General features: G+C 69.4%; 20 protein-coding genes and 1 pseudogene. 4 read left to right on the top strand and 17 right to left on the bottom strand.

Annotated elements, in window-relative coordinates; translation table 11 throughout:
- The 8 genes and pseudogenes from MXD62_RS41065 to MXD62_RS30720 all read right to left on the bottom strand — a co-directional run.
- Positions 1–101, bottom strand: a pseudogene (locus MXD62_RS41065) (CoA ester lyase); the annotation flags it as partial.
- A 116-nt stretch (positions 102–217) separates the two neighbouring features.
- Positions 218–1,006: an IclR family transcriptional regulator gene (locus MXD62_RS30750; protein WP_248832872.1), complete on the bottom strand. Its 789-nt coding sequence runs from the start codon at positions 1,004–1,006 to the stop codon at positions 218–220.
- 36 nt (positions 1,007–1,042) lie between these two features.
- The gene (locus MXD62_RS30745) at positions 1,043–1,795 is read right to left on the bottom strand and encodes an enoyl-CoA hydratase/isomerase family protein (protein ID WP_368862474.1); all 753 of its coding nucleotides are present in this window, start codon (positions 1,793–1,795) and stop codon (positions 1,043–1,045) included.
- A gap of 187 nt (positions 1,796–1,982) precedes the next feature.
- On the bottom strand, positions 1,983–3,149 hold the full coding sequence (locus tag MXD62_RS30740) for an iron-containing alcohol dehydrogenase family protein (RefSeq protein WP_248832870.1): 1,167 nt from the start codon (positions 3,147–3,149) through the stop codon (positions 1,983–1,985).
- Between the two features lie 123 nt (positions 3,150–3,272).
- The gene (locus MXD62_RS30735; RefSeq protein WP_020462038.1) at positions 3,273–4,349 is read right to left on the bottom strand and encodes an AbrB family transcriptional regulator; all 1,077 of its coding nucleotides are present in this window, start codon (positions 4,347–4,349) and stop codon (positions 3,273–3,275) included.
- Between the two features lie 429 nt (positions 4,350–4,778).
- Positions 4,779–5,609: an oxidoreductase gene (locus tag MXD62_RS30730; RefSeq protein WP_368862473.1), complete on the bottom strand. Its 831-nt coding sequence runs from the start codon at positions 5,607–5,609 to the stop codon at positions 4,779–4,781.
- A 45-nt stretch (positions 5,610–5,654) separates the two neighbouring features.
- On the bottom strand, positions 5,655–6,653 hold the full coding sequence (locus tag MXD62_RS30725; RefSeq protein WP_248832868.1) for an aldo/keto reductase: 999 nt from the start codon (positions 6,651–6,653) through the stop codon (positions 5,655–5,657).
- 117 nt (positions 6,654–6,770) lie between these two features.
- Positions 6,771–7,706, bottom strand: coding sequence for a helix-turn-helix transcriptional regulator (locus MXD62_RS30720; protein ID WP_248832867.1), 936 nt, complete (start codon positions 7,704–7,706; stop codon positions 6,771–6,773).
- 293 nt (positions 7,707–7,999) lie between these two features.
- On the opposite strand from MXD62_RS30720, the gene MXD62_RS30715 reads away from it, so the two are divergent.
- The gene (locus MXD62_RS30715) at positions 8,000–8,710 is read left to right on the top strand and encodes a flavodoxin (protein ID WP_248832866.1); all 711 of its coding nucleotides are present in this window, start codon (positions 8,000–8,002) and stop codon (positions 8,708–8,710) included.
- 44 nt (positions 8,711–8,754) lie between these two features.
- On the opposite strand, the gene MXD62_RS30710 is transcribed toward MXD62_RS30715, so the two are convergent.
- Both MXD62_RS30710 and MXD62_RS30705 read right to left on the bottom strand, forming a co-directional pair.
- On the bottom strand, positions 8,755–9,642 hold the full coding sequence (locus MXD62_RS30710) for an aldo/keto reductase (RefSeq protein ID WP_248832865.1): 888 nt from the start codon (positions 9,640–9,642) through the stop codon (positions 8,755–8,757).
- Between the two features lie 344 nt (positions 9,643–9,986).
- Complete coding sequence (locus MXD62_RS30705; protein ID WP_368862472.1) at positions 9,987–10,688, bottom strand: SDR family oxidoreductase; 702 nt, start codon at positions 10,686–10,688, stop codon at positions 9,987–9,989.
- Between the two features lie 101 nt (positions 10,689–10,789).
- Here MXD62_RS30705 and MXD62_RS39930 point away from each other — a divergent pair, with 101 nt between their 5' ends.
- The 3 genes from MXD62_RS39930 to MXD62_RS30690 all read left to right on the top strand — a co-directional run bounded on the left by MXD62_RS39930 (position 10,790) and on the right by MXD62_RS30690 (position 13,256).
- Positions 10,790–11,725: an AraC family transcriptional regulator gene (locus MXD62_RS39930; RefSeq protein ID WP_248832863.1), complete on the top strand. Its 936-nt coding sequence runs from the start codon at positions 10,790–10,792 to the stop codon at positions 11,723–11,725.
- 182 nt (positions 11,726–11,907) lie between these two features.
- Positions 11,908–12,249 carry an Lsr2 family protein gene (locus tag MXD62_RS30695; protein WP_248832862.1) on the top strand — a complete coding sequence of 114 codons (342 nt, stop codon included), beginning with the start codon at positions 11,908–11,910 and terminating at the stop codon, positions 12,247–12,249.
- A gap of 227 nt (positions 12,250–12,476) precedes the next feature.
- The gene (locus tag MXD62_RS30690) at positions 12,477–13,256 is read left to right on the top strand and encodes an SDR family NAD(P)-dependent oxidoreductase (RefSeq protein WP_248832861.1); all 780 of its coding nucleotides are present in this window, start codon (positions 12,477–12,479) and stop codon (positions 13,254–13,256) included.
- Between the two features lie 60 nt (positions 13,257–13,316).
- Here the strand turns inward: MXD62_RS30690 and MXD62_RS30685 are convergent, their stop codons facing one another.
- Genes MXD62_RS30685 through MXD62_RS30655 form a run of 7 tightly spaced genes read right to left on the bottom strand, consistent with a single transcriptional unit; the run spans position 13,317 to position 20,671 of the window.
- Positions 13,317–14,411 (bottom strand): acyl-CoA dehydrogenase family protein, encoded by a 1,095-nt coding sequence (locus MXD62_RS30685; RefSeq protein WP_248832860.1) that lies wholly within the window; start codon positions 14,409–14,411, stop codon positions 13,317–13,319.
- Positions 14,408–15,595, bottom strand: coding sequence for an acyl-CoA dehydrogenase family protein (locus MXD62_RS30680; protein WP_248832859.1), 1,188 nt, complete (start codon positions 15,593–15,595; stop codon positions 14,408–14,410). The genes MXD62_RS30685 and MXD62_RS30680 overlap by 4 nt, the downstream gene beginning before the upstream one ends.
- Positions 15,596–15,647: 52 nt before the next feature.
- Positions 15,648–16,880 carry an acyl-CoA dehydrogenase family protein gene (locus MXD62_RS30675; RefSeq protein ID WP_248832858.1) on the bottom strand — a complete coding sequence of 411 codons (1,233 nt, stop codon included), beginning with the start codon at positions 16,878–16,880 and terminating at the stop codon, positions 15,648–15,650.
- The gene (locus tag MXD62_RS30670; protein WP_248832857.1) at positions 16,880–17,902 is read right to left on the bottom strand and encodes a phosphotransferase family protein; all 1,023 of its coding nucleotides are present in this window, start codon (positions 17,900–17,902) and stop codon (positions 16,880–16,882) included. The genes MXD62_RS30675 and MXD62_RS30670 overlap by 1 nt, the downstream gene beginning before the upstream one ends.
- Positions 17,902–18,681, bottom strand: coding sequence for an SDR family oxidoreductase (locus MXD62_RS30665; protein ID WP_248832856.1), 780 nt, complete (start codon positions 18,679–18,681; stop codon positions 17,902–17,904). The genes MXD62_RS30670 and MXD62_RS30665 overlap by 1 nt, the downstream gene beginning before the upstream one ends.
- A gap of 1 nt (position 18,682) precedes the next feature.
- On the bottom strand, positions 18,683–19,438 hold the full coding sequence (locus MXD62_RS30660; RefSeq protein ID WP_248832855.1) for an SDR family oxidoreductase: 756 nt from the start codon (positions 19,436–19,438) through the stop codon (positions 18,683–18,685).
- A 15-nt stretch (positions 19,439–19,453) separates the two neighbouring features.
- On the bottom strand, positions 19,454–20,671 hold the full coding sequence (locus MXD62_RS30655) for an acetyl-CoA C-acetyltransferase (RefSeq protein ID WP_248832854.1): 1,218 nt from the start codon (positions 20,669–20,671) through the stop codon (positions 19,454–19,456).
- Between the last annotated feature and the right edge of the window lie 62 nt (positions 20,672–20,733).

The following is a 20,733-nucleotide window of genomic DNA, read 5'->3' as shown; positions in this document are numbered from 1 at the left end:
TCGGCAGGAAGCCCCTGCGCCTTACCCAACATCTTCACGTTCGAAGCCGGAACAGCCAGACACGACCGGCGAGCACGAGCGGACCGAGCATGAACAGACACGAATACTCCCGATTCGACTGTAAACCATTGACGGTAACGATCCCGGTGGTTCACAGCGCACGATCTCCGCGATCCCCCCGACCGTCACCGGCAACCGGTCATCTGTGATCAGAAATTCACCGCCCGGTCGCTCGGCCCTGCTTCTTGGCGCTTCCGGGCGCTCGCCGCCGCCACGAGTCGACGTGCCCGAGAAGCAGATCTGCCAGTTGCTCTTCCCGGGGCAGCATTTCTGTACTGGGTCCCACCAGGGTGACCTCGGCGACCGGCTCGCCCGACTGGCCCGACACGACGGTGGCGATGGCGAAGCGCGTACCGCCGTGCAACGTGTTCCGGGCTATCCGCGTTCTCCTGATGTCCTCGTACTCCGCGAGGAACTGATCCACGAGCCCGGATTCGTCCGGATTCCGTCGGCGCAGGTACGCGTCCCGCTGGGCGGCGGGAAGCGCGGCGAGAATCGCCTTGCCACCGGCCGTCCCCAGCATGGTACGGCGGATGTTGTTCCGCGCCGCGAAACCCGCCAGCCTGTCCGCACCGAACTCGGACACGTAGATCAGGTGATCTCCGGCCTGGACGCCCAGGAAGACCGTGACACCCGCCGCCTCATAAAGCGCGGCCACGTCGTTGTCGGTCACCATTCCGGCACGGAAGCCACCGCTGGCGAGCGTCAGACCGTACAGTGCTGGGCCCAGGTAGAAACGGTGGTTGTCCTCATAGACCCACCCTGCTGCGAGAAGCCCTCGAACGAAGCCGTGCACAGAGCTTTTCGGAGCATCCAGCGCCCGCACCAGCTCTACGAACGTCATTCCCGGGTTGTAAACGACTTCTTCCAGGATGCGAGTAACCCGGTCGATCGTCCGGTGGTTCTGCGGAGCACCGTCGAGCTTCGGGGACGGATGATCAGTCATGGCCATATTTAACCCCGACCTCGGTGCAACACCCGCTCAGGCTCCGGTGAAGGACGGCGCCCGCTTGCCGATTGAAGCCTGGACTCCCTCCCGGAAGTCGTCGGTCCCGAGCAGGACCGCCTGCGCGGCAGCCTCCTGGTCGAGAGCCGCCGACACCCGTGCCACGAGCTCACGCCGCAGGGTCGACCTGATCGACAGCAGGGAGAGCGGCGCCGACAGGGCGACGTCATGGGCCCAGGCCAGGGCCTCCTCCCGCGGGTCGGCCGCCGTGACCCGGTCACACAGCCCCATCGCGAGCGCCTCAGCACCGTTGACCGAGCGACCTGTGTACAGCAGATCGCGCGCCTTCTGTGACCCGACAGCCGCCGGCAGGGTGACCGAGAGACCGAAGCCCTGGTGGAAGCCCAGCCGGGCGAAGTTCGCGCTGAACCGCGCGTTCTCGGCGGCAACCCGGAAGTCGGCGGCCAGGGCCAGCCCGAGACCACCACCGATCGCGGCGCCCTGTACCGCGGCGATGACGGGCTTGCGCGCGGTGAAGATGGTGAACGCCTCGCGGTAGACCCGACGCAGTCCGTCCGCGTCGACGTCGCGCAGATCAGCGCCCGCGCAGAAGTGCCGCCCCTGCGAGCAGAGCACCACACAGCGCGCCTCGGGCATGGCGTCGACGCGCAGCAGGGCCTGCGCCAGCTCGCGGAGGCTGGCCTCGTCGAAGAAGTTGTTCGGCGGTCGGTGCATCTCCACCACCGCCACACTTCCCTGAAGATCGACAGTGACCAGGCCCAGTGACATCCCGCGTACCTCCTCTGGTTCGGCGCCGCCCGGGACGACGACCGTCGCGTCCCGTGAGGTGCGGCCGGCCGCCGCCATCGCCTCACATCCCCACATTGACGCATTAGCGAATATCCGTTCGTAAGTACGAAACAAGCTTACCTGGTCCCAAGCGTCGGCAGAAGTCCCGGATCTCCCCGGGAGGCCCTCACCAGACGCGGTCGAGAAGCGCCTCGAGATCCTCCCGGGTCGCCGGGCGCGGGACACGGGTGATGGCCCAGTCGTCCATGGCGTGCTCGACGATCTCCGGCAGGGCCGCGCGATCAACCCCGACGTCGCGCAGGCGGCGTGGCACGCCGACGGCCGCGAGCAGGTGCTCGACGGCGTCGATCGCCTCGGCCGCACCATCGTCAGGCCGGTGTCCGCCGCCGAGGACCTCCGCGACCTGGACGAGGCGCCGCTTCGTCACCTGGGTGTTGAAGCGCATCGTGGGCGGCAGGAGCATCGCCTCGACCGTCCCGTTCGCCACCGTGGAGCGCGGGCCGACCGCGTGCGAGAGCGCCTGGGCCAGGCCGGTGCCCGTGTGGTCGCTGCCCTGGCCCGCGAGGAGCGCGGCGAACATGAGGCGCAGGCGCGGCTCCCCGTCCGAGGCGACGTCGAGGCGCGGCAGCCACTCCCTCGACAGGCGGAGCGCATACGCCAGCAGCGCGTCGGCGAGCGGATCGTCGGTGTCCGACTGCAGGCCGTCGACGGCCATGGCGAAGGCGTTCAGGGCAGATGACCGCACCAGCGACACCGGCGCGGTGCCGGCGATCACGGGATCCATGAACACGCCGGCGGCGCGGGTCTTGGGGTCGAACAGGGCCAGCCGCTCCCCGGTCTCCGGGTCCCGCACCGCGCTTCCCGCCTTGGCGTAGGCCGTGGTCGGAGTACTCGGAATGATCCACTGGGGGATCTTCGGCGTGTCGAGCTTCGGGCTGACCAGCCGGCCGTCGACGCGGCGGGTGCAGACATCGCGAACGTCGGCCTTCTCCGCCAGCAGGATGCTGGCGGCGCGGCCGGTCACGATGGCGGACCCGCCGCCCAGCGCCACCACGGCGTCGGCGCCGGTCGCCTCCAGGACCTCGCGCGCGTGCTCGACCGCGGGAAGCGGGCTGTGCTCGCGGACTCCGTCGAACCATCCGGCGAGCCGGTCGCCAAGCGCCGACTCGACCCTTGCCACCGCCTCGGTGTGACGGCGCATCGAGGCCCCGCAGAACACGACCGCCCGCCGGATCCCCGCGCGGTCGAACTCGCGGGGCAGCGCGGCGAGCGCGCCCTCGCCGGCGAAGACGCGGACGGACGGTGTCACGTGTCTTACGGACGGAAAGCTCATGGCGTCCTCCTGGGGCCGCGGCGACAACCCTGACAAGGCCTCTCGCTCCAGCCTAGCGCAGAGTTCGCATATATGAATATCTGTACGCACATAGGATCGCCGGCGATGGGTGGACCGGGATGGTCAGGCACCCGTCAGCCGGCTCCGGCGTCTGACCAGGGTGCCGATGAGCGACGCGCTCAGGATGGCGGCGAACACCCGTACGAGCTGCATCGTGATGACCAGTCCGACCTCCGCGCCGGACTGGACCGCGACAGCCGTCACCGCCGGGAGACCGCCAGGGGTCATCGCCAGGTATCCAGCGAGGTCCGGAATTCCGACCGCCCGGGCGAACACGATTCCGATCACGGCGCAGCCCCCGACGCTCAGAACCAACTGCACCAGCACCAACGGGAACAGCCGTATCAACAGGCGGATCGTGGCCGCAGTGAAAGAAAACCCAACGGCAAGCCCGGTGATGGTGTAACCGAGATCGAGCAGCGGCTCCGGGACGGCAAGCGGGACGGACACCACCAGCGCAACCGCCATCGAGAGCAGCATCGGGACGACCAACCGCGAGCCGCTGAAGGAAAGGACCTGTGCGAGGAGCAGGCCGACTCCCATGCACAGCGCCGTGAACACGAGGCTCTGCCACAGGACGGGTTCGACGGCAGCGGGCCCGCGATCGGCCGGAGAGAGACTCCCGGAGCGGTCGAGGATCGGCGCAACCAGCGACAGCGAAACCACGACAACCACCACGCGCGCGTACTGGACGGCCGAGACGATCGCGTCGTCGGCATCCAGCTCCTTGGCCATGGCCGACACGCCGGAGGCAGCGCCCGCCATCGAGGAGAAGACCGCCGTGGCCAGGTTGACCTTCGGCGACAAAACGAGAACCAGGCCCGTCGCCATCGAAAAGACCAGTGTGACGGCGACACCACCGAGCACCTCAACGGGCTGGCTGGCTATCCGCCGGATCACATCGGAGTCGATCAGCGCGCCCGCACTGACCCCGATCAGCGCCATGCCGAAATGCCGCGCCGGCTCAGGAAACCGCCATGGCGCTCCGAACGCGAGCGAGAACGCGGCACCGCCGATCAGGCCGCCGAGAAGATACGGCGACGGCGAGTGGACCAGATGCATCAGTATCGTTGCGGCGACGAGGATGATTACGCCACATAAACCTCGCTTACTCTCTGCGACCAGAGCATCTCTCTGCACTACATCACGCTGCCGATGGCGACGGATGACGCCTGCGCCGACGTGCGATTACCCACAGATAAGCGGAAGCAGAGATCAGGTCCGCCGGCGGACGCAGAGTCAGGAGCCGGGCTTCTCGTCGACGGTTCGGCAGTCACAACAATGACCATGACGTCCTTAAACACACGCTCTTACTCGCATGTTCTTATATGCGAACACCTGTACGTATGTAAGTACCATAGCGAGGGACCCTGTCGTGGTCAACGCATCAGGGCAAGTGATCTGCCAGCTCGCCCGAGGGCAATCGGTCGATGACGGTTGACTCGACCAGACGCCACTGACCCGACCGGTAGCCCCGGTCGGGTCAGTGGCGTCTACGTGCTGATGACGATGGCGAAGCCCTCGTGACCTGGACGGATATCCGTCGGTCCGGATGGGCGGCGGTACGGCCTAGGCGTCGACGGCGGTGGCGAGGCTGGTCTTCTCCCACTCCGTCAGCTCAGCGAGCTGGCCCTCCAAGGTGTCACGGAAGAGCCGCACGGCGTCCTGACCGAGTACGAGCAGCGCGGGTGGCGACGCCGACTCGACGGCGGCGATGATCGCCTCGGCGGCCTTCGCCGGGTCGCCCGGCTCGGTGCCGTGCGTCGTGTCGTGCTCCTTGCGGCGGCGCCCGGCCGTGTCGGCGTAGTCGGCGATCGGCGTCGCGGCCTGCTGGAGAGAGCGGCCCGCGAAGTCGGTCCGGAAGGCACCGGGCTCGACGACGATCGTGTGGATGCCGAGCGGCCCGAGCTCTCTGCGCAGCGAACCCGTCAGGCCCTCGAGCGCCGCCTTGGTCGCCGAGTAGTAGCCCGATCCCGGTGGGCAGATGCGCGCACCGATCGACGAGATGTTGACGATCGCGCCACGCTGTCGCGCGCGCATGCCCGGGAGCACACCTTTGACCATCGACACCGCGCCGAAGACGTTGGTGGCGAACAGCCGGCGGACGTCGTCCTCGTCGCCCTCCTCGACCGCCGCCCGGTACCCGTAGCCGGCGTTGTTCACGAGCACGTCGACACCACCGAACCGCTGTTCGGCCTGTTGGACGGCGCGCGTGACCTGCGCACCATCGGTGACGTCGAGTGCCAGCGCGAGCGCGCGGTCGGGATACGCCTCGGCGAGGTCGGCCACGTGGGCGACGTCCCGGGCTGTGGCGGCCACGTTGTGGCCATGATCGAGCAGGGCCTGCGCGAGCGCGCGGCCCAGGCCCGTGGAACAGCCGGTGATCAACCAGGTCTGCATCGGCATCAGCTCCTTGTGCGTCGAGGACGGAATCTGGTCACAGGCTCAGTACCCCGACTCGGAGCCGTAGTAGGTCGGCCTGCGCGGCGTGTAGCTCTCCTCCAGAGCAGTGACCTCGTCCTTACCGAGATCGATGTCGAGCGCGGCCACGGCGTCGGCGAGATGGTGCGACTTGGTCGCTCCGACGATCGGGGCGGTCACGACAGGGTTGCGCAGCACCCACGCCATCGCCACCTGCGCCATCGAGATCCCCCGTGCCTGGGCGATGCGCTGGACCGCGTCGACCGTCCCGCGGTCGCTGTCGAGGAACAGCGGGGTGCCGGACGCGTCGGCCGTCGGGTTCAGCGCTCCGCGGGTCGTGCTCGCGTCACCCCACGGCCGGGTCACCAGGCCGGCGGCGAGCGGCGACCATGGCAGGCTGCCGACGCCCTGGTCCGACAACAGCGGGAACATCTCGCGCTCTTCCTCGCGGGCGACGAGGTTGTACTGGTCCTGCATGGAGATGAACTTCGTCCAGCCGTGCAGCTGCGCGGTGTACTGCAGCTTGGAGAACTGCCAGGCCCACATCGAGGAAGCGCCCAGGTAGCGCACCTTGCCCGATTTCACGGCGTTGTGGAGGGCCTCCATCGTCTCCTCGACGGGGGTGTGCGGGTCGAATCGGTGGATCTGGTAAAGGTCGATCCAATCGGTGCCGAGCCGTCGCAGCGACGCGTCGAGCTGCTCGAAGACGGCCCGGCGCGAAAGGCCCCGGCCGCCGGGTCCGGGGCCCATCGGCGCGAACAGCTTCGTCGCGATCACGACCTGGTCGCGGCTCGTGTACCGCTTCACGGCTTCACCGGTGATCTCCTCGGACGTCCCCCGGCTATAGGTGTTGGCGGTATCCCACAGCGTGATGCCGAGGTCGACGGCCTGCTGAAAGATCGGCTTGGCGGCGTCGGCGTCCAGCGCCCAGTCGCGGCCCGTGCCGGGCCTGCCGAAACTCATGCAGCCGAGCGCGATACGGCTGACCTTCAGCCCGGAGGTTCCGAGGTTGGCGTATTCCATGGTGAATCCTTCGACAAGATTGGACGAGCAAGATTGACGAGGAGGTCAGGTCGCCCGAGGAGCGATGTCGACTTCACGCGAGCGGCGGGGCGGATGACACGTTCTCCCGCCGTACTGTTACGCCGGTCCGTCGCCGTCGGTGCGACGGCTCGGCCGGGTTTTCGACGCCGGCAGGATCGTCGCTACCGGCGTGGGGCCGCCTGCGCGGGGATGTTGCCGGTCGCTGGTCCAGCTGGCCAGGAAGTCGAGTTGCTGTTGGGCGGTGGCTTGGCTGGCCGTGTAGGTGATGAGGGTGAGCGCGTCCGCGGGTAGTTCCATGGCGTCGCCGGTCAGTTCGATGTCGCCGATGACCGGGTGACGTAGTCGTTTCACCGCTGTGCGGTGGAGGCGGACGTTGTGGCGGGCCCAGCGGACGCGGAACTCGTCGCTGCGGGTCGCCAGTTCCCCGATGAGGTCGGAGAGCTGACGGTCGAGTGGGCTGCGGCCGGCTTCACCGCGCAGGCCCGCGGCGGCGGCGTCGGCGATGGTGGGCCAGTCGATGAAGAAGTCGGTGGCCCGGGGGTCGAGGAACAGGAACCGCGCGAAGTTCACCGGGAGGGTCCGCGGAGTGAGGATGTCGGCGTAAAGGGCAAAGCAGAGGTCGTTGGCGGCGAGGATGTCCATGCGCGCGTTGCGTACGTAGGCCGGCGCGCCGGTGATGGCGTCCAGGACGCGGCGGATGCTGGGCCGCACCCGGGCATGCTGGCTTCCCCGTGCCGGTCGTGCGGGGCCTGTGGCGGTCCTGGCGAGGTCGAACAGGTAGGCGCGCTCGGCCTCGTCGAGGTGTAGCGCCCGGGCCAGGGAGTCCAGGACGGATTCCGACACGCCGGCGAGGTTTCCGCGTTCCAGGCGGGTGTAGTACTCCACGCTCACGCCGGCGAGGTGGGCGACCTCACCGCGGCGCAGGCCCGGAACCCGACGGGTCTCACCGAAAGTGGCCAGTCCGGCCTGTTCGGGGCTGATCCGGGCGCGCCGGCCGACGAGAAAGTCGCGAACCTCGGCGCGGTTGTCCATGGGCCCGACGGTACGGCGACGCCCATCGGTGGTGGGAGGTACTGCCGGGACCCCTCACGACCGGGACTCCCAGCCGCGTCCGGCGGGCGGTTTCGATCGGCTGACCCGGCCAGTTCTGGGTCGGACGCCGCTCGGGCGCTGACCCGCGGCATCGTCCATCCGCAACGTCAGGGAGCCTCATGGAGCACGAGGAGGGCCGCGGCGCCGGGCCTGGGCTTGTCGAGCACGGGCGGGGCTCAGTACACGGAACGGCACGGCTCGCGCAGCCTCGCGCCGAGCACCGGCCGATGAGGATGAACATTGGTAGCCAGAGGCCGGCCGTGCTCGGGCGCCGGTCGCTCCTGCGCCGGTCGCTCCTGCGTGGCGCGCTCGGCGCAGGAGCGACGGTGCTGGCCGGTGTCCCCGTCAGCGGATGTTCCGCGCCCTCGCCACGTCGGCCAGCGCCCTCACCCTCGGCACGGCCCGCGACGCCGGCCCCGGCGGAGCAGTCCGTTCTGCTGGCCTACTTCTCCCGGGCGGGCGAGAACTATTACTACGGCGGGCGTAATCACCTTGACATCGGGAACACCGAGGCGCTGGCTGGCATGATCAGCACGCGGGTCCGGTGCGACGTTCACCGCATCGAGCCGGCCGACCCATACCCGGACGACTACGAGCAGACTGTCGGGCGAAATGTCCGCGAACAGAACGCCGACGCACGCCCGGCCATCGCCAATCCCCTGCGCTCGATCGAACGGTACGACACGGTTCTACTGGGAAGCCCGATCTGGAATGTCAGAGCGCCGATGATCATGTCGACGTTCACGGAGAGCCTGGACTTCAGCGGCAAGACCGTGCTTCCGGTCACGACCTACGCCATGAGTGGACTGGGAACCACAGAACGCGACTACGCCGCCTCGTGTCCCGGCGCAACCATCGGAGCGGGCCTCGCGGTACGCGGCGAAGAAGTCGCGCAAGCCGGCGCCGACGTCGACGTATGGCTGCGGCGCGTCAATCTCCTGTGATTTTCGATCCGAGTTCTGGGGCCTCACAGGATGAAGTGGGGTAATCAGGCTTCGGGGATCACTTTACTGAAGGTCGCAAGAGTGATGTCGCTGGGCTCCGGGCCGCCGCGCCGGCCGGTGTCGAGGCCGTCGATCGCGGCGAGCTGCTTGTCGGTCAGCGCGAAGTCGAACACGTCGAAGTTCTCGACGATCCGCTCCGGCCGCGTCGACTTCGGGATCACCGACCGGCCCTGCTGCAGGTGCCAGCGCAGCATCACCTGCGCCGGCGTCCTGCCGTGCGCCTGCGCGATCTCACCGATCACCGGGTCCCGCAGGGTGCTGTCGTGGCTGCCCGCACGGTAGAACGTGATTCCACCGATCGGTGACCACGCCTGCGTGTGGATGCCATGCTTGGCACCGAACGCCTGCACCTCGCGCTGGGCGAAGTAGGGGTGCACTTCGATCTGGTTCACCGCGGGGACGACGCTCGCCCGCTCAAGCAGGGCGGTGAGGTGCTCGACCATGAAGTTGCTGACCCCGATCGCGCGGACCTTCCCGTCGGCGAGCAGCGTCTCCAGGGCGCGGTAGGACTCCAGCGTCCTGTCGAACTCCGACGGCAGCGCCTGATGCAGGATGAGCAGGTCGATCTGGTCGATACCGAGCTTGCGCGCGCTCTTCTCGAAGCCGTGCAGGGTCTGGTCGTAGCCGTAGTCACTGATCCAGATCTTGGTCTCCAGAAAGACGTCGGTCCGGTCGACGCCGGATTTGAGGACGGCCTCGCCGACCTGCCGCTCGTTGCCGTAGGCCGCCGCGGTGTCGATGTGCCGGTAACCGGCCGACAGCGCCGCCTCAACAGCCGACCGGGTCTCCTCCGGCGGGGTCTGGAAGACACCGAGACCGACCGCGGGCATCTCGACCCCGTTGTTCAGCGTTATGTGCGTCCTGGTGGACATGGGGCGTTCCTCTTCCCGTCGAAAATCGGAGACGATGATCTGAGCGTGCTCAGCGGCGCAGGACCCGACGGTAACGGAAGGCTCGGCACCACGGGCCCCACCTCACCACACGCAGTTCCTTGGAGACTCACGCCCTCCCCCAGATCATCCGAGTTAAATCACGATCAACCGGCCGCAGGGAGTCCCTGTCGTTACCCCTTTCAGCAGGGACTCCTCGTGCGATCGTGACTCGGGTTTCCTGAGGCGATGACTGCGTCGCCGGAGAGATGCCGACTCGGTCAGCAAGAAGCCGATGGCGGCGGGTCTCGTCCCGGGGAAACGGAAGGTTCCGCGCGTGCGGGCAGTCATCCGGTCTGGGCGTACAGGACGCCCGGGTCGGTGCTGAGCGCCGCCTTGGCCTCGGTGCTGTCCCGGTCGGCGAGGATCTCGAACCGCCCGGCCTCCAGGCCGTCCAACGCCGCACGTACGACATCGGCCGGATCGTTCTTCGGGATGTCCCAGCCGGCCATCATGTCGGTGTCGGTGCTGCTCAGGACCAGACCCGTGACGAGGGTGCCCTGCTCGCGCAGCTCCAGGCGGATTCCGTTGGTCAGGCTCCACTCGGCGGCCTTGGCCGCGCTGTAGGCGTTGGCCCCGAGATAGGACAGCCAGGACAGCCTGGAAAGGACGTTGAGGACCGCGCCGCCGCCGTTGCCGGCGAGCACCGGAGCGAACGCGCGCACCATCGCGAGAGTTCCGTAGAAGTGGGTGTCCATCTCAAGACGGATCTTCGCCAGATCGCCGGTGACGAGATTCTGCGCGGTGGACACGCCGGCGTTGTTGACCAGCAGTGTGACGTCGGATGCCGCGGCGGCGGCCGCGGCGACCGAGTCCGGGTCGGTGATGTCGAGCGGCAGCGTCTCGACACCGGGGAGGTCGACCGACCGGGGGTTGCGCGCCGTGGCGTAGACCTTCGACGCCCCCCGGTCGTGGAGCTGTTCGACGAAGTGGCGGCCGATGCCGCGGTTCGCGCCGGTGACGAGGGCGATGCTTCCGGAGAGGTTCATGGATGAACCGTAGGGCGCGGCCATGAGCGTGTGGATGCCTGAGATGCTCATTCTGATATCCGTCTGCCTCACCACATGAGGCCTCCCGGTACGCTGCGTCCGTGGATGTCCTCGCCGACGTGCTGGCGGTCTCGGGGGTTCGCGGCACCCTCGGGGCGAGGATCGAGGCCGGGGAGAACTGGGGCTGGTGGGCGGCGGCCTCGCGCGGCGCCGCCTTCCACGCGGTCACCGCGGGAACAGCCTGGCTGGCGAGCCCGGGCCAGTCCGCCCGCCAGCTCATGCCCGGTGACGTCGTTCTCCTGCCGAGCGGCACCGAACACGTCCTGGCGAGCGACACCGGCACTCTGGCTCGAACCGGTGCGCACGCCTTCGACAGCTGGGAGTGGGCCGACTCCGGCGCGGTGAGGATCGGCTCCGGCCCGGTCCGCACCCACATCCTGTGCGCGCACTACTCGCATGACCCCGCCGTCACGACCCAGGTCCTCACCCTGCTTCCCGACCTGGTCCACATCCGTGCGGACAACGCCGGGGGGTGCCTCGAGGACACCGTTCGGCTGCTCGGGCGTGAACTCGCCCATCCGCGGCTCGGGACAGCCGTCGTCCTGGACAGGCTCGTCGACATCCTCCTCATCCAGCTGCTGCGGGTGTGGCTCGCGACCGGCCAGGCCCGGCCCGCGGCCTCCTGGCTGGGTGTCCTCGACGATCCGGTTGTCGGCGCCGCGGTCGCGAAGCTCCATGAGGATCCCGCGCGGGCCTGGACCACCGAGGCCCTGGCCGGTGAGATCTCCGTGTCCCGCGCCACGCTGTCGCGGCGGTTCCCCGCGGTAGTCGGCGAGACGCCCGGGGCCTACCTCACCCGCTGGCGGATGGACCTCGCGGCCCGCCGGCTGCGGGACACCGACGACACGCTGGAAAGCATCGCCAGGTCGGTCGGGTACACCTCGGTCTACGCCTTCAACCGCGCCTTCACCCGCGCCCGCTCGCAGCCACCGGGCCGGTACCGCGTCAGCGCACGGGACTCCGCCCGCGACTCCTGACTCGCCGGCCCATGAGCCACCCAAGAGTGCTCCACAAGCCCGATGTGATGCTCCCATCCGGAAGCCATCCGGTCATGATTAGCCGATTTCGGCGGATGCGACAGGCCCATCCGTGCGATTACGCGATACGGTATGCAATACATCGCGGATACACGGTCCGCACGTATGAACGGGGAATGCTCATGGCGCAGAAGACCATCGTTTCGCTGATCGACGACCTCAGCGGAGAGACGGCTGAGGAGACCGTCCGGTTCGGGCTGGACGGCGCGCACTACGAGATCGACCTGTCAGAGACGAACGCCACAAAACTGCGGGAGTCACTGGCCTCGTTCGTTACGGCGGCCCGCCGTTCCGGTGGCCGCGCCGGCAGCGGACGGCGCGGCCCGCGCGCCGCCTCGCCGCGCGCCGCGGGAACCGACCGCACCGCCGACATCCGCGAGTGGGCGCGCAGCAACGGCTACACGGTGAGCGACCGGGGTCGTATCGCGTCGAACATCGTCGAGGCTTTCGACAAGGCTCACTGAGCACCAGTCCGGGGTGACCGTCGTGCCGTGCTACCTCCGATCGCGCGGCGAGGGCAGCACCGAGGTGGTCCCGGGCGGGCCTGGCACGCGGTCCGCTCGGTCCGCTCGGTCCGGGCCCGGCCGAGCCCGTCGTTCCCGAGCGTCCAGATGCCACCTGGAACCGGTCCTGCGGCGCGGAACAGTACCGGGGCGGGTTCGACGCACGACCGGTAGGCGGACACACTCTAGTGGATCTTCATCTGAACGGTAAGGCCGCGCTCGTCACCGGAGGCTCGCGTGGCATCGGGCACGCGATCGCCGCCCGTCTGTCGACCGAAGGCTGCCGGGTAGGGATCTGCGGACGCGATCCCGACACGCTCGCGGAAGCGACAGCGGGCCTCGGGCGTGCCGAGTCCGACGTCGTCGGCGTCATCGCCGACGTGACCAGACCGGGCGAGGTCGAACGCTTCGTCGATGCCGCCGCCGAGGCCCTCGGTGGCGTCGACCTGCTGGTCGCGAACGTCGGCGGCACCGTCGGAGGCGGCCTGCTCGACTCCACCCCCGAGGACTGGGCGCAGACGTTCGAACTCAACACCGGACACGCCGTCCGGGCGATCCGCACCGCCGTCCCGCACATGCAGATGAACGGCGGCGGGGCAGTCGTCATCGTCTCGTCGATCTCCGCGTCGAAGCCGTCGCCACGGGCGCAGTACGGGGCGGCCAAAGCCGCGGAGAACTACCTGGCCTCGGCCTTCGCCCGAGAACTGGGCCCGCTCAACATCCGCGTCAACGCCGTGAGCCCGGGATCCGTCCTCTTCCCCGGCGGCGGGTGGGAGAGGTACTCCCGGCGCCACCCGAACGAGTTCGACGAGTTCGTCCGGCGGGACTTCCCCGCCCGGCGACTGGGCACCGTCGACGAGGTCGCGGACGTGGTCACCTTCCTGCTCTCAGAGCGGGCCAGCTGGGTGAACGGAGCCACCATCGCCGTGGACGGCGCTCAGGGCCGACCGAGCGCCAACGGGTACTGAGCCGGCCCTACGTCTCGAAACACAGAACACCCGGCGAGCGGAACGCCCCGATCTCGATCATCACGTCTCCAGTCCGACGAGTCCCGCGAGCCGGCCACGGTTGGCGCCCGGCGCGCCGAACGCGATCTGGTCGGCCTTGGCCCGCTTGAGGTACAGGTGCGCCGGGTACTCCCAGGTCATCCCAATGCCGCCGTGCAGTTGCACCGCCTCCTCGGCGGCGGTGACCGCGAGGTCGCCGCAGTAGACCTGCGCCACCGCGGTCGCCACGGGAACGTCCGGATCGCCGGCCGCGAGCGCTGCGGCGGCATGGCGGGCAGCGGCGTTCATGGACTCGACGCCGGTGTAGAGGTCCGCGAGACGATGCTTGAGGGCCTGGAAGCCACCAAGCGCACGGCCGAACTGCCGGCGTTCCTTGAGGAAGGCCACCGTCGTGTCGAGGCACCAACAGGCCACGCCCAGCTGTTCGGAGGCGAGCAGGGCGGCCCCGGTCTCCAAAGCACGACGGATCGCGGGCTCGGCGTCCCGGACCACGAGCTCGCCGGCCACGCCGGCGAGGGTGACGTCCGCGAGCTGGCGTGTCATATCCAGCGAGACCACCGGCGTCACGCCAGCCGCGGTGGTGTCGACGGCGAATACGGCCAGGCCGTCGGTCGTCCGGGCCGGCACCAGCAGTACGTCGGCCTCCAGGGCCCCCGCCACGCTGGTGATGGTGCCGGTGAGCCGGCCCCCGGCCTCGGCGCGGACCGACGGCAGTTCTCCGTCGGCGGGGCCGATCGAGAGTGGCACGACGAGGCAGGCGGTCCGCTTCCCCTCGGCCAGCAGGGGCAGGAGGTCCGTCTCCGCTTCCAGCAGGACGGTGGTCGCGACGACGGCGCTGGTGAGGAACGGCACCGGCGCCGCCGCGCGGCCGAGCTCCTCCAGCACTACGGCGGCCTCACGGGCCGACGCACCCGCACCGCCGCGGTGTTCGGGCACCAGCAGGCCGGCGAGGCCGAGGTCGACGGCCAGGGCCTTCCACAGCCCGCCCACGAGGGACCGGTCGCCGTCGTAGACCGCGGTCACCGCGGCCGGGTCGCAGTGGTCGGCAAGCAGATCACGCACGGAGGAGCGCAGGTCGTCCTCGACGTCGGTGTAGAGCAGATCGAGCTCGCTCACCGGGGCAGCTCCTTCCAGGGGATGTCCTTGTCGACGCGCGGCTCGGCGGGCAGGCCGAGGATCCGTTCGGCGATGATGTTGCGCAGGATCTCCGAGGTGCCGCCCTCGATGGAGTTGCCCTTGGCGCGTAGGTAGCGGTAGCCGGCGTCGTGGCCGGTCATGTCGACCTTGTCAGGCCGGACCATGGTCCAGTCGGAGTAGCGCAGGCCGTCCTCGCCGAGCAGCTCCAGTTCCAGCCCACTGAGCTGTTGGGTGAGCCGAGCGAAGGTGAGCTTCATCGCCGCGCCCTCCGGGCCGGGTTGACCGAGTGCGAGCTTCTGCCGCAGCCGCTGGCCGGTGAGCCGGGCGACCTCGGCCTCGACCCACAGCCCGAGCAGCCGGTGATGAAACTCGGGAGTACGGCGCTCCGGGTGCGCCCGCCAGGTGTCGGCCACCACCCCGATCATGCCGTCCTCGCGAGGTGCGGCTCTGCCGCCGATCGCCACCCGCTCGTTGTTCAACGTGGCGTTGGCGACCTTCCAACCTTCCCCCTCGGCGCCGAGCCGCTGGCTGTCGGGAATCGACACGTCGGTGAGGAAGACCTCGTTGAACTCAGCTTCGCCGGTGATCTGGCGCAGCGGCCGGACGTCGACGCCGGGGTCGGTCATGTCGCACAGGAAGTAGGTCAGCCCACCGTGCTTCGGCACGTCGGGGTTCGTGCGGGCGAGCAGGATCGCGAACCGGGCCTGGTGGGCGCCCGAGGTCCACACCTTCTGCCCGTTGACCAGCCAGGTGTCGCCGTCACGAACCGCGCGGGTGGCGACACCGGCAAGGTCGGAGCCGGCGCCGGGCTCGCTGAAAAGCTGGCACCAGATCTCCTCACCGGTCCACAGCGGCCGCAGGAAACGCCGCTTCTGCTCGTCGGTCCCGAACCTGAGGATCGTCGGCGCGGCCATGCCCAGGCCGATGCCGTTGGCCTGCCGGTTGTTGTCAGGCGCCCCAGCTTCGTCGAGGAGACGGTCCACCTTCGCCTGCAGTGCCTGCGGCAGACCCAGCCCGCCCAGGCCCTCGGGGAAGGACACCCAGGCCAGCCCGGCGTCGAACCGCGCCCGGAGCCAGGTCACGCGCTCCGTGGTCGCCGTGTCGTGCTCGGCAAGGAACTGTTCCACGCGCCGGTGGAGTTCCTCGGGCAGATCACGGTTCATCGGGCCTCCGTACGGTGCCGGGCGGCCCGGGAGGGCCGGATCTGGCTGATCGTCATGGCGACTTCCTCGCCTCGGCCTGGCGTCGGATCTCGGCGCGCGCCAAGGCGTTCCTGTGCACCTCGTCGGGGCCGTCGGCGAACCGCAGGGTGCGGATCTGGGCCTGGCAGTATGCCAGCGGCAGATCCTGGCTGAGGCCGGCGGCACCGTGCACCTGGATGGCCTTGTCGAGGATCCACTCGACGGCGGCGGGGGTGGCGATTTTGATCGCCTGGATCTCGGTGTGGGCACCCTTGTTACCGACGGTGTCCATCAGCCAGGCGGTCTTGAGTACCAACAGCCGCAGCTGTTCGACCCGGACCCGGGACTCGGCGATCCACTCCCGGACCACTCCCTGCTCGGCGAGCGGCCTGCCGAACGCGACCCGGTCACCGGCCCGCTCGCACATGAGCTCGATGGCCCGCTCGGCCATGCCGATGGAGCGCATGCAGTGATGGATCCGGCCGGGGCCGAGCCGGGCCTGCGCGATCGCGAAGCCCTGGCCCTCCTCGCCGATCAGGTTGCTCACCGGAACCCGGACGTCGGCGAACACGATCTCCGCGTGGCCGCCGTGCTCGTGGTCGTCGTACCCGAACACCTCCATGCCGCGCCTGATCTCGACCCCGGGGGCGTCACGCGGGACGAGGATCATCGACTGCTGGCGGTGCCGGTCGGCGGCGGGGTCGGTCTTGCCCATCACGATGAGGATCCGGGCGTTGGGGTTCATCGCGCCGGTGATCCACCACTTGCGGCCGTTGATGACGTACTCGTCGCCGTCCCGCACGATCGAGGTGGTGATGTTGGTGGCGTCGGAGGACGCCACGTCGGGCTCGGTCATCGCGAACGACGAGCGGATCTCGCCCTCGAGGAGTGGCTCCAGCCACTCCTTCTTCTGCGCGGCGGTGCCGAAGATCGAGAGCACCTCCATGTTCCCGGTGTCGGGGGCGGCGCAGTTCAGGGCGGCTGGTGCGAGGTGCGGGATGCGGCCGGTGATCTCGGCGAGCGGGGCGTACTGCAGATTGGTGAGCCCGGCGCCGTGCTCGCCCGGGAGGAAGAGGTTCCACAGGCCGCGCCTGCGCGCCTGCGCGCGCAGCCCGGCGAATGCGGGCGCGGAGTCCCAGGCCCACTTGTTCCGCAGTTGGCCGAGCTGTTCGTGGAATACCGGCTCGGCCGGGTTTACCTGGGTGTCCATGAAGTCGAGGAGGCTGTCGCGCAGCTCCTCGGTCTTCGCGTCGAGGGCGAAGTCCATCAGGTGCGCTCCCTGAGTACGGTCAGGCCGGCGTCGAGCAGGGGATGGATGGCCTCGCCGATGTGCTCGAAACCCGGGCCGACGGTCTGACCGTGGAGCCCGCGGTAGTGGATGCCCTCAAGGATCGCGGCCAGCTTGAAGGACGCGAGCCCGAGGTAGAACCCGAAGCGGGACAGGTCACGGGCGCTGTGGGCGGTGTACCGGGTGAGGATCTCGGCCTCGTTGAGAAAACCGGGGGCGCAGGAGGCGTCGACGAAGGTGCCACCGAGCATCGCGCCCAACCGCTGGTACAACACGAGCAGCGCCAGGTCGGTCAGCGTGTCTCCCAGCGTGGCCATCTCCCAGTCGATGACCGCGACCAGCCGGTCGGACTCGTCGATGAGGACGTTGTCAAGCCGATAGTCACCGTGCACGATGCCCGGCGCCGAGTCCGAGGGAACATCAGCCGCGAGGCGGGCGTGCAGCTCGTCGGCGGCGGGCAGGTCGCGGCTGCGCGACGCGTCGAGCTGTTTCTTCCACCGGCCCACCTGGCGGGCCAGGAACCCCTCGGTGCGGCCGAAGTCGGCCAGCCCGACCGCCGCCGGGTCGACCTCGTGCAGCGCGGCAAGGGTGTCCACGAGGCTGCCCGAGATCAGCCGGGTGCGTTCCGGGCCGAGCGCTTCCAGTTCGGCGGCGTGGCGGTACGGCGTGCCCGCCACCCGCTCCATGACGTAGAACGGCGCACCCAGCACCGACTCGTCCCGGCACAGCGCGTATGTCCTCGGAACCGGCACCCCGGTGTCCTGCAGCGCCGACATCAGCCGGAATTCCCGCGCCATGTCGTGCGCGGTCGCGAGCACGTGCCCAAGCGGCGGGCGGCGGACGATCCAGGTGTTCTTCCCGTCGGCCACCTCGTAGGTGAGGTTGGATTTGCCGCCGGCGATCAGGCGGGCGGACAGGTTCCCCTGCGCTCCGGGCACCGAGGTGGTGAACCAGTCGGTGAGCCGGGGCAGGTCGAGGCCGGGCAGGCTCCGCGGCATCATCAGACGGCCCTTCGGCTCTCCAGTCGTTGCTGAAGCCTGTTCATCCCGGTCAGCCACCGGTCCGGGTCCGCGGCCCGGGCGGCGTAGTAGTCGCCCACGCCCGGATGCGGCAGCACCAGGAACCGGCCGTCCCGCAGGCCCTGCCACACCGCCTCGGCCACGTCCTCCACGGCGAGCACGGTGTCCAGGCTGAGGAGATCCTGGAGCTCGCCGGCCTCGTCGAACATCCGGGTCTTCACCCCCTGGGGGCAGACCACCTGGACGATCACGCCCCTGTGCCGGTAGGTCGCTGACAGCCACTCGGCGAAGGCCACCGCGGCGTGCTTGCTGACCGAGTACGTCGGACTGCCGAGCATGGTGAGAAGTCCGGCCGCGGACGCGGTGACCACGAACCTGCCCGCCCCACGCTCCACCCAGCCCGGCAGCAGCAGGCGCGCGGCGCGCACATGCGCGAGCACGTTGACCTCCAGGCTGGCCGTCCAGTCCGCCTCGGTGGCTGCCAGGCCCTTGCCTCGATCGACGCCGGCGTTGGCGAACCAGATGTCGATCTCGCCGAGATGTCCGCGGGCGGACTCGACCAGCGTCGCGAGCCCGTCCTCAGCGGCGGCGTCCCCTGGGAGAGCGTGTCCACCGATCTCGGCGGCGACCCGCTCGGCCGCCTCGGCGTCAAGGTCGTTGACCACGACGCGCGCGCCCTCGGCGGACAGCCGGGTGGCGATCGCCCGGCCGATGCCGTTCCCGGCGCCGGTGACAACCACGCCCTGGTCGCTCTCGGGCATGTCAGAAGCCACTGGTGAGGGTGACGCCGCCGTCCACGACGAGCGACTGACCGGTCATCCACGCGGCGTCGTCGGAGAGCAGGAACGCGACCACGCCGCCGATGTCCGCAGGCGTCCCGAGTCGCTTCAGCGGGTACGCCGCGGCGACCTCCTCCTCGCGGCCCTCGTAAAGCGCGGTGGCGAACGCCGTCTTCACCACCGCGGGAGCGACGGCGTTGACCCGGATGTCCGGGCCGAGCTCGACGGCGAGCTGCCGGGTGATGTGGGTCAGCATCGCCTTGCTGGCGCCGTAGAAGCCGATCCCGGGCGCGGTCCTGAGGCCGGCGACCGAGGAGACGTTGACGACCGCGCCACCGTGTTCCTTCATCCAGGCCTGGTGCACCTGCCGCACCCAGGACAGCGCGGCGATGCAGTTGACCTCGACGATCTTCCGCGCGGCGGACGACTCCATCTCGATCATCGGGCCGTAGGTGGGGTTGATGCCGGTGTTGTTGACCAGCAGGTCGGCGCTTCCGAAGGCGTCGATCGCCCGTTTGACCACCTCGGCCTGGTGGTCGAAGTCGTCGGCGTGGCCGGCCACGCCGAGCGCGTGCTCAGGTCCACCGAGGTGGGCGACGGCCTCCTCGAGCGGCTCCCGTTTACGGGCGGTGACGACGACCTTCGCTCCGTCGGCGACCAGTCGCTCGGCAACGGCCAGGCCGATGCCACGGCTGGCCGCGGTGACAATCGCGGTCTTTCCCGAGAATCTCGCGCTCATCACCTGACCTCCCGTTCAGCTCAGCCGCTCGATGACCATCGCCATGCCCTGCCCGCCGCCGACGCACATGGTCTCCAGTCCGAACTGCTTGTCGTGGTACCGCAGAGAGTTGATCAGCGTGCTGGTGATCCGGGCCCCGGTCATGCCGAACGGGTGGCCGACCGCGATCGCGCCGCCGTTCACATTCAGCCTGTCCTCGTCGATGCCGAGCTCACGGGCCGACGCGATCACCTGGGCGGCGAAGGCCTCGTTGATCTCGACCAGGTCGATGTCGTCGATGGTGAGACCGGCCCGGGCCAGCGCCTGCCTTGAGGCCTCGACCGGGCCGAGCCCCATGATCTCCGGCGAGAGACCGGTGACGCCGGTGGAGACGATCCGGGCCAGCGGCGTGACGCCCAGCGACCTCGCCTTCGCGTCAGACGTGATCACCACCGCGGCGGCGCCGTCGTTGAGCGGGCAGCAGTTGCCGGCCGTGACCGTGCCGTCGGGGCGGAACACCGGTTTCAGCGCCGCGACCGCCTCCAGCGTGACGCCGGCCCGTGGCCCGTCGTCCCCGGTGACCCGGGTGCCGTCGGGAAGGGTCGCCGGGGTGATGTCACAGGCCCAGAAGCCGTCCGCGATCGCCTTCTCCGCGAGGTTCTGGCTGCGCACGCCGAACGCGTCCTGGTCCGCCCGGGTGACGCCTCTGAGCTGGGCGACGTTCTCAGCGGTCTGCCCCATCGCGATATAGAGGTCAGGCAGCCAGCCCTCGCCGCGGGGGTCTGCCCAGGTCTCGCCACCGGCGGCGAACTTCTCGGTGCGGGCCTGCGCTTCGGCGAACACCGGGTTCCGGGTGTCGGGCAGGTTGTCGGCGTTGCCCTTGAAGTACCGGCTCACGGTCTCGACCCCGGCGGAGAGGAACACCTCGCCCTCCCCCGCCCTGATCGCGTGCATCGCCATCCGGGTGCTCTGCAGGCTCGAGGAGCAGTAGCGGTTCACGGTGGTGCCGGGCACGTGGTCCAGACCGGCCAGCACGGCGACAGCACGGCCCAGGTTGTTGCCCGACTCCCCCGCCGGCTGGCCGCAGCCGAGCACCAGGTCGTCGATCTCGGCCGGGTCGAGCTCGGGCACCTTGGCCAGCGCCGCCCGCACCATCTGGACGGTGAGGTCGTCCGGACGCATGTCCTTCAGGGAGCCCTTCACCGCGCGGCCGATCGGCGAGCGGGCGGTGGCGACGATCACGGCTTCCGGCATCGAGATTCCTTCCCTGTGAACCAGGCGCTGTTTGGATCCGCTTGATCCACTCCGCTGCGAAA

This window comes from Frankia sp. Mgl5, from assembly GCF_023242985.1.
Classification (GTDB): Bacteria; Actinomycetota; Actinomycetes; order Frankiales; family Frankiaceae; genus Parafrankia; species Parafrankia soli.
The sequence above is the reverse complement of the archived record's forward strand: the minus strand, read 5'-3'. Positions and strand labels throughout refer to the sequence as shown.

Bases quoted from the DNA above. Each gene is read 5' to 3' on its own strand.
- MXD62_RS30750 (WP_248832872.1), bottom strand. From the start codon at position 1,006: ATGACTGATCATCCGTCCCCGAAGCTCGACGGTGCTCCGCAGAACCAC.
- MXD62_RS30745 (WP_368862474.1), bottom strand. From the start codon at position 1,795: ATGTCACTGGGCCTGGTCACTGTCGATCTTCAGGGAAGTGTGGCGGTG.
- MXD62_RS30740 (WP_248832870.1), bottom strand. From the start codon at position 3,149: ATGAGCTTTCCGTCCGTAAGACACGTGACACCGTCCGTCCGCGTCTTC.
- MXD62_RS30730 (WP_368862473.1), bottom strand. From the start codon at position 5,609: ATGCAGACCTGGTTGATCACCGGCTGTTCCACGGGCCTGGGCCGCGCG.
- MXD62_RS30725 (WP_248832868.1), bottom strand. From the start codon at position 6,653: ATGGAATACGCCAACCTCGGAACCTCCGGGCTGAAGGTCAGCCGTATC.
- MXD62_RS30720 (WP_248832867.1), bottom strand. From the start codon at position 7,706: ATGGACAACCGCGCCGAGGTTCGCGACTTTCTCGTCGGCCGGCGCGCC.
- MXD62_RS30715 (WP_248832866.1), top strand. From the start codon at position 8,000: ATGAACATTGGTAGCCAGAGGCCGGCCGTGCTCGGGCGCCGGTCGCTC.
- MXD62_RS30710 (WP_248832865.1), bottom strand. From the start codon at position 9,642: ATGTCCACCAGGACGCACATAACGCTGAACAACGGGGTCGAGATGCCC.
- MXD62_RS30705 (WP_368862472.1), bottom strand. From the start codon at position 10,688: ATGAACCTCTCCGGAAGCATCGCCCTCGTCACCGGCGCGAACCGCGGC.
- MXD62_RS30695 (WP_248832862.1), top strand. From the start codon at position 11,908: ATGGCGCAGAAGACCATCGTTTCGCTGATCGACGACCTCAGCGGAGAG.
- MXD62_RS30680 (WP_248832859.1), bottom strand. From the start codon at position 15,595: ATGAACCGTGATCTGCCCGAGGAACTCCACCGGCGCGTGGAACAGTTC.
- MXD62_RS30675 (WP_248832858.1), bottom strand. From the start codon at position 16,880: ATGGACTTCGCCCTCGACGCGAAGACCGAGGAGCTGCGCGACAGCCTC.
- MXD62_RS30670 (WP_248832857.1), bottom strand. From the start codon at position 17,902: ATGATGCCGCGGAGCCTGCCCGGCCTCGACCTGCCCCGGCTCACCGAC.
- MXD62_RS30665 (WP_248832856.1), bottom strand. From the start codon at position 18,681: ATGCCCGAGAGCGACCAGGGCGTGGTTGTCACCGGCGCCGGGAACGGC.
- MXD62_RS30660 (WP_248832855.1), bottom strand. From the start codon at position 19,438: ATGAGCGCGAGATTCTCGGGAAAGACCGCGATTGTCACCGCGGCCAGC.
- MXD62_RS30655 (WP_248832854.1), bottom strand. From the start codon at position 20,671: ATGCCGGAAGCCGTGATCGTCGCCACCGCCCGCTCGCCGATCGGCCGC.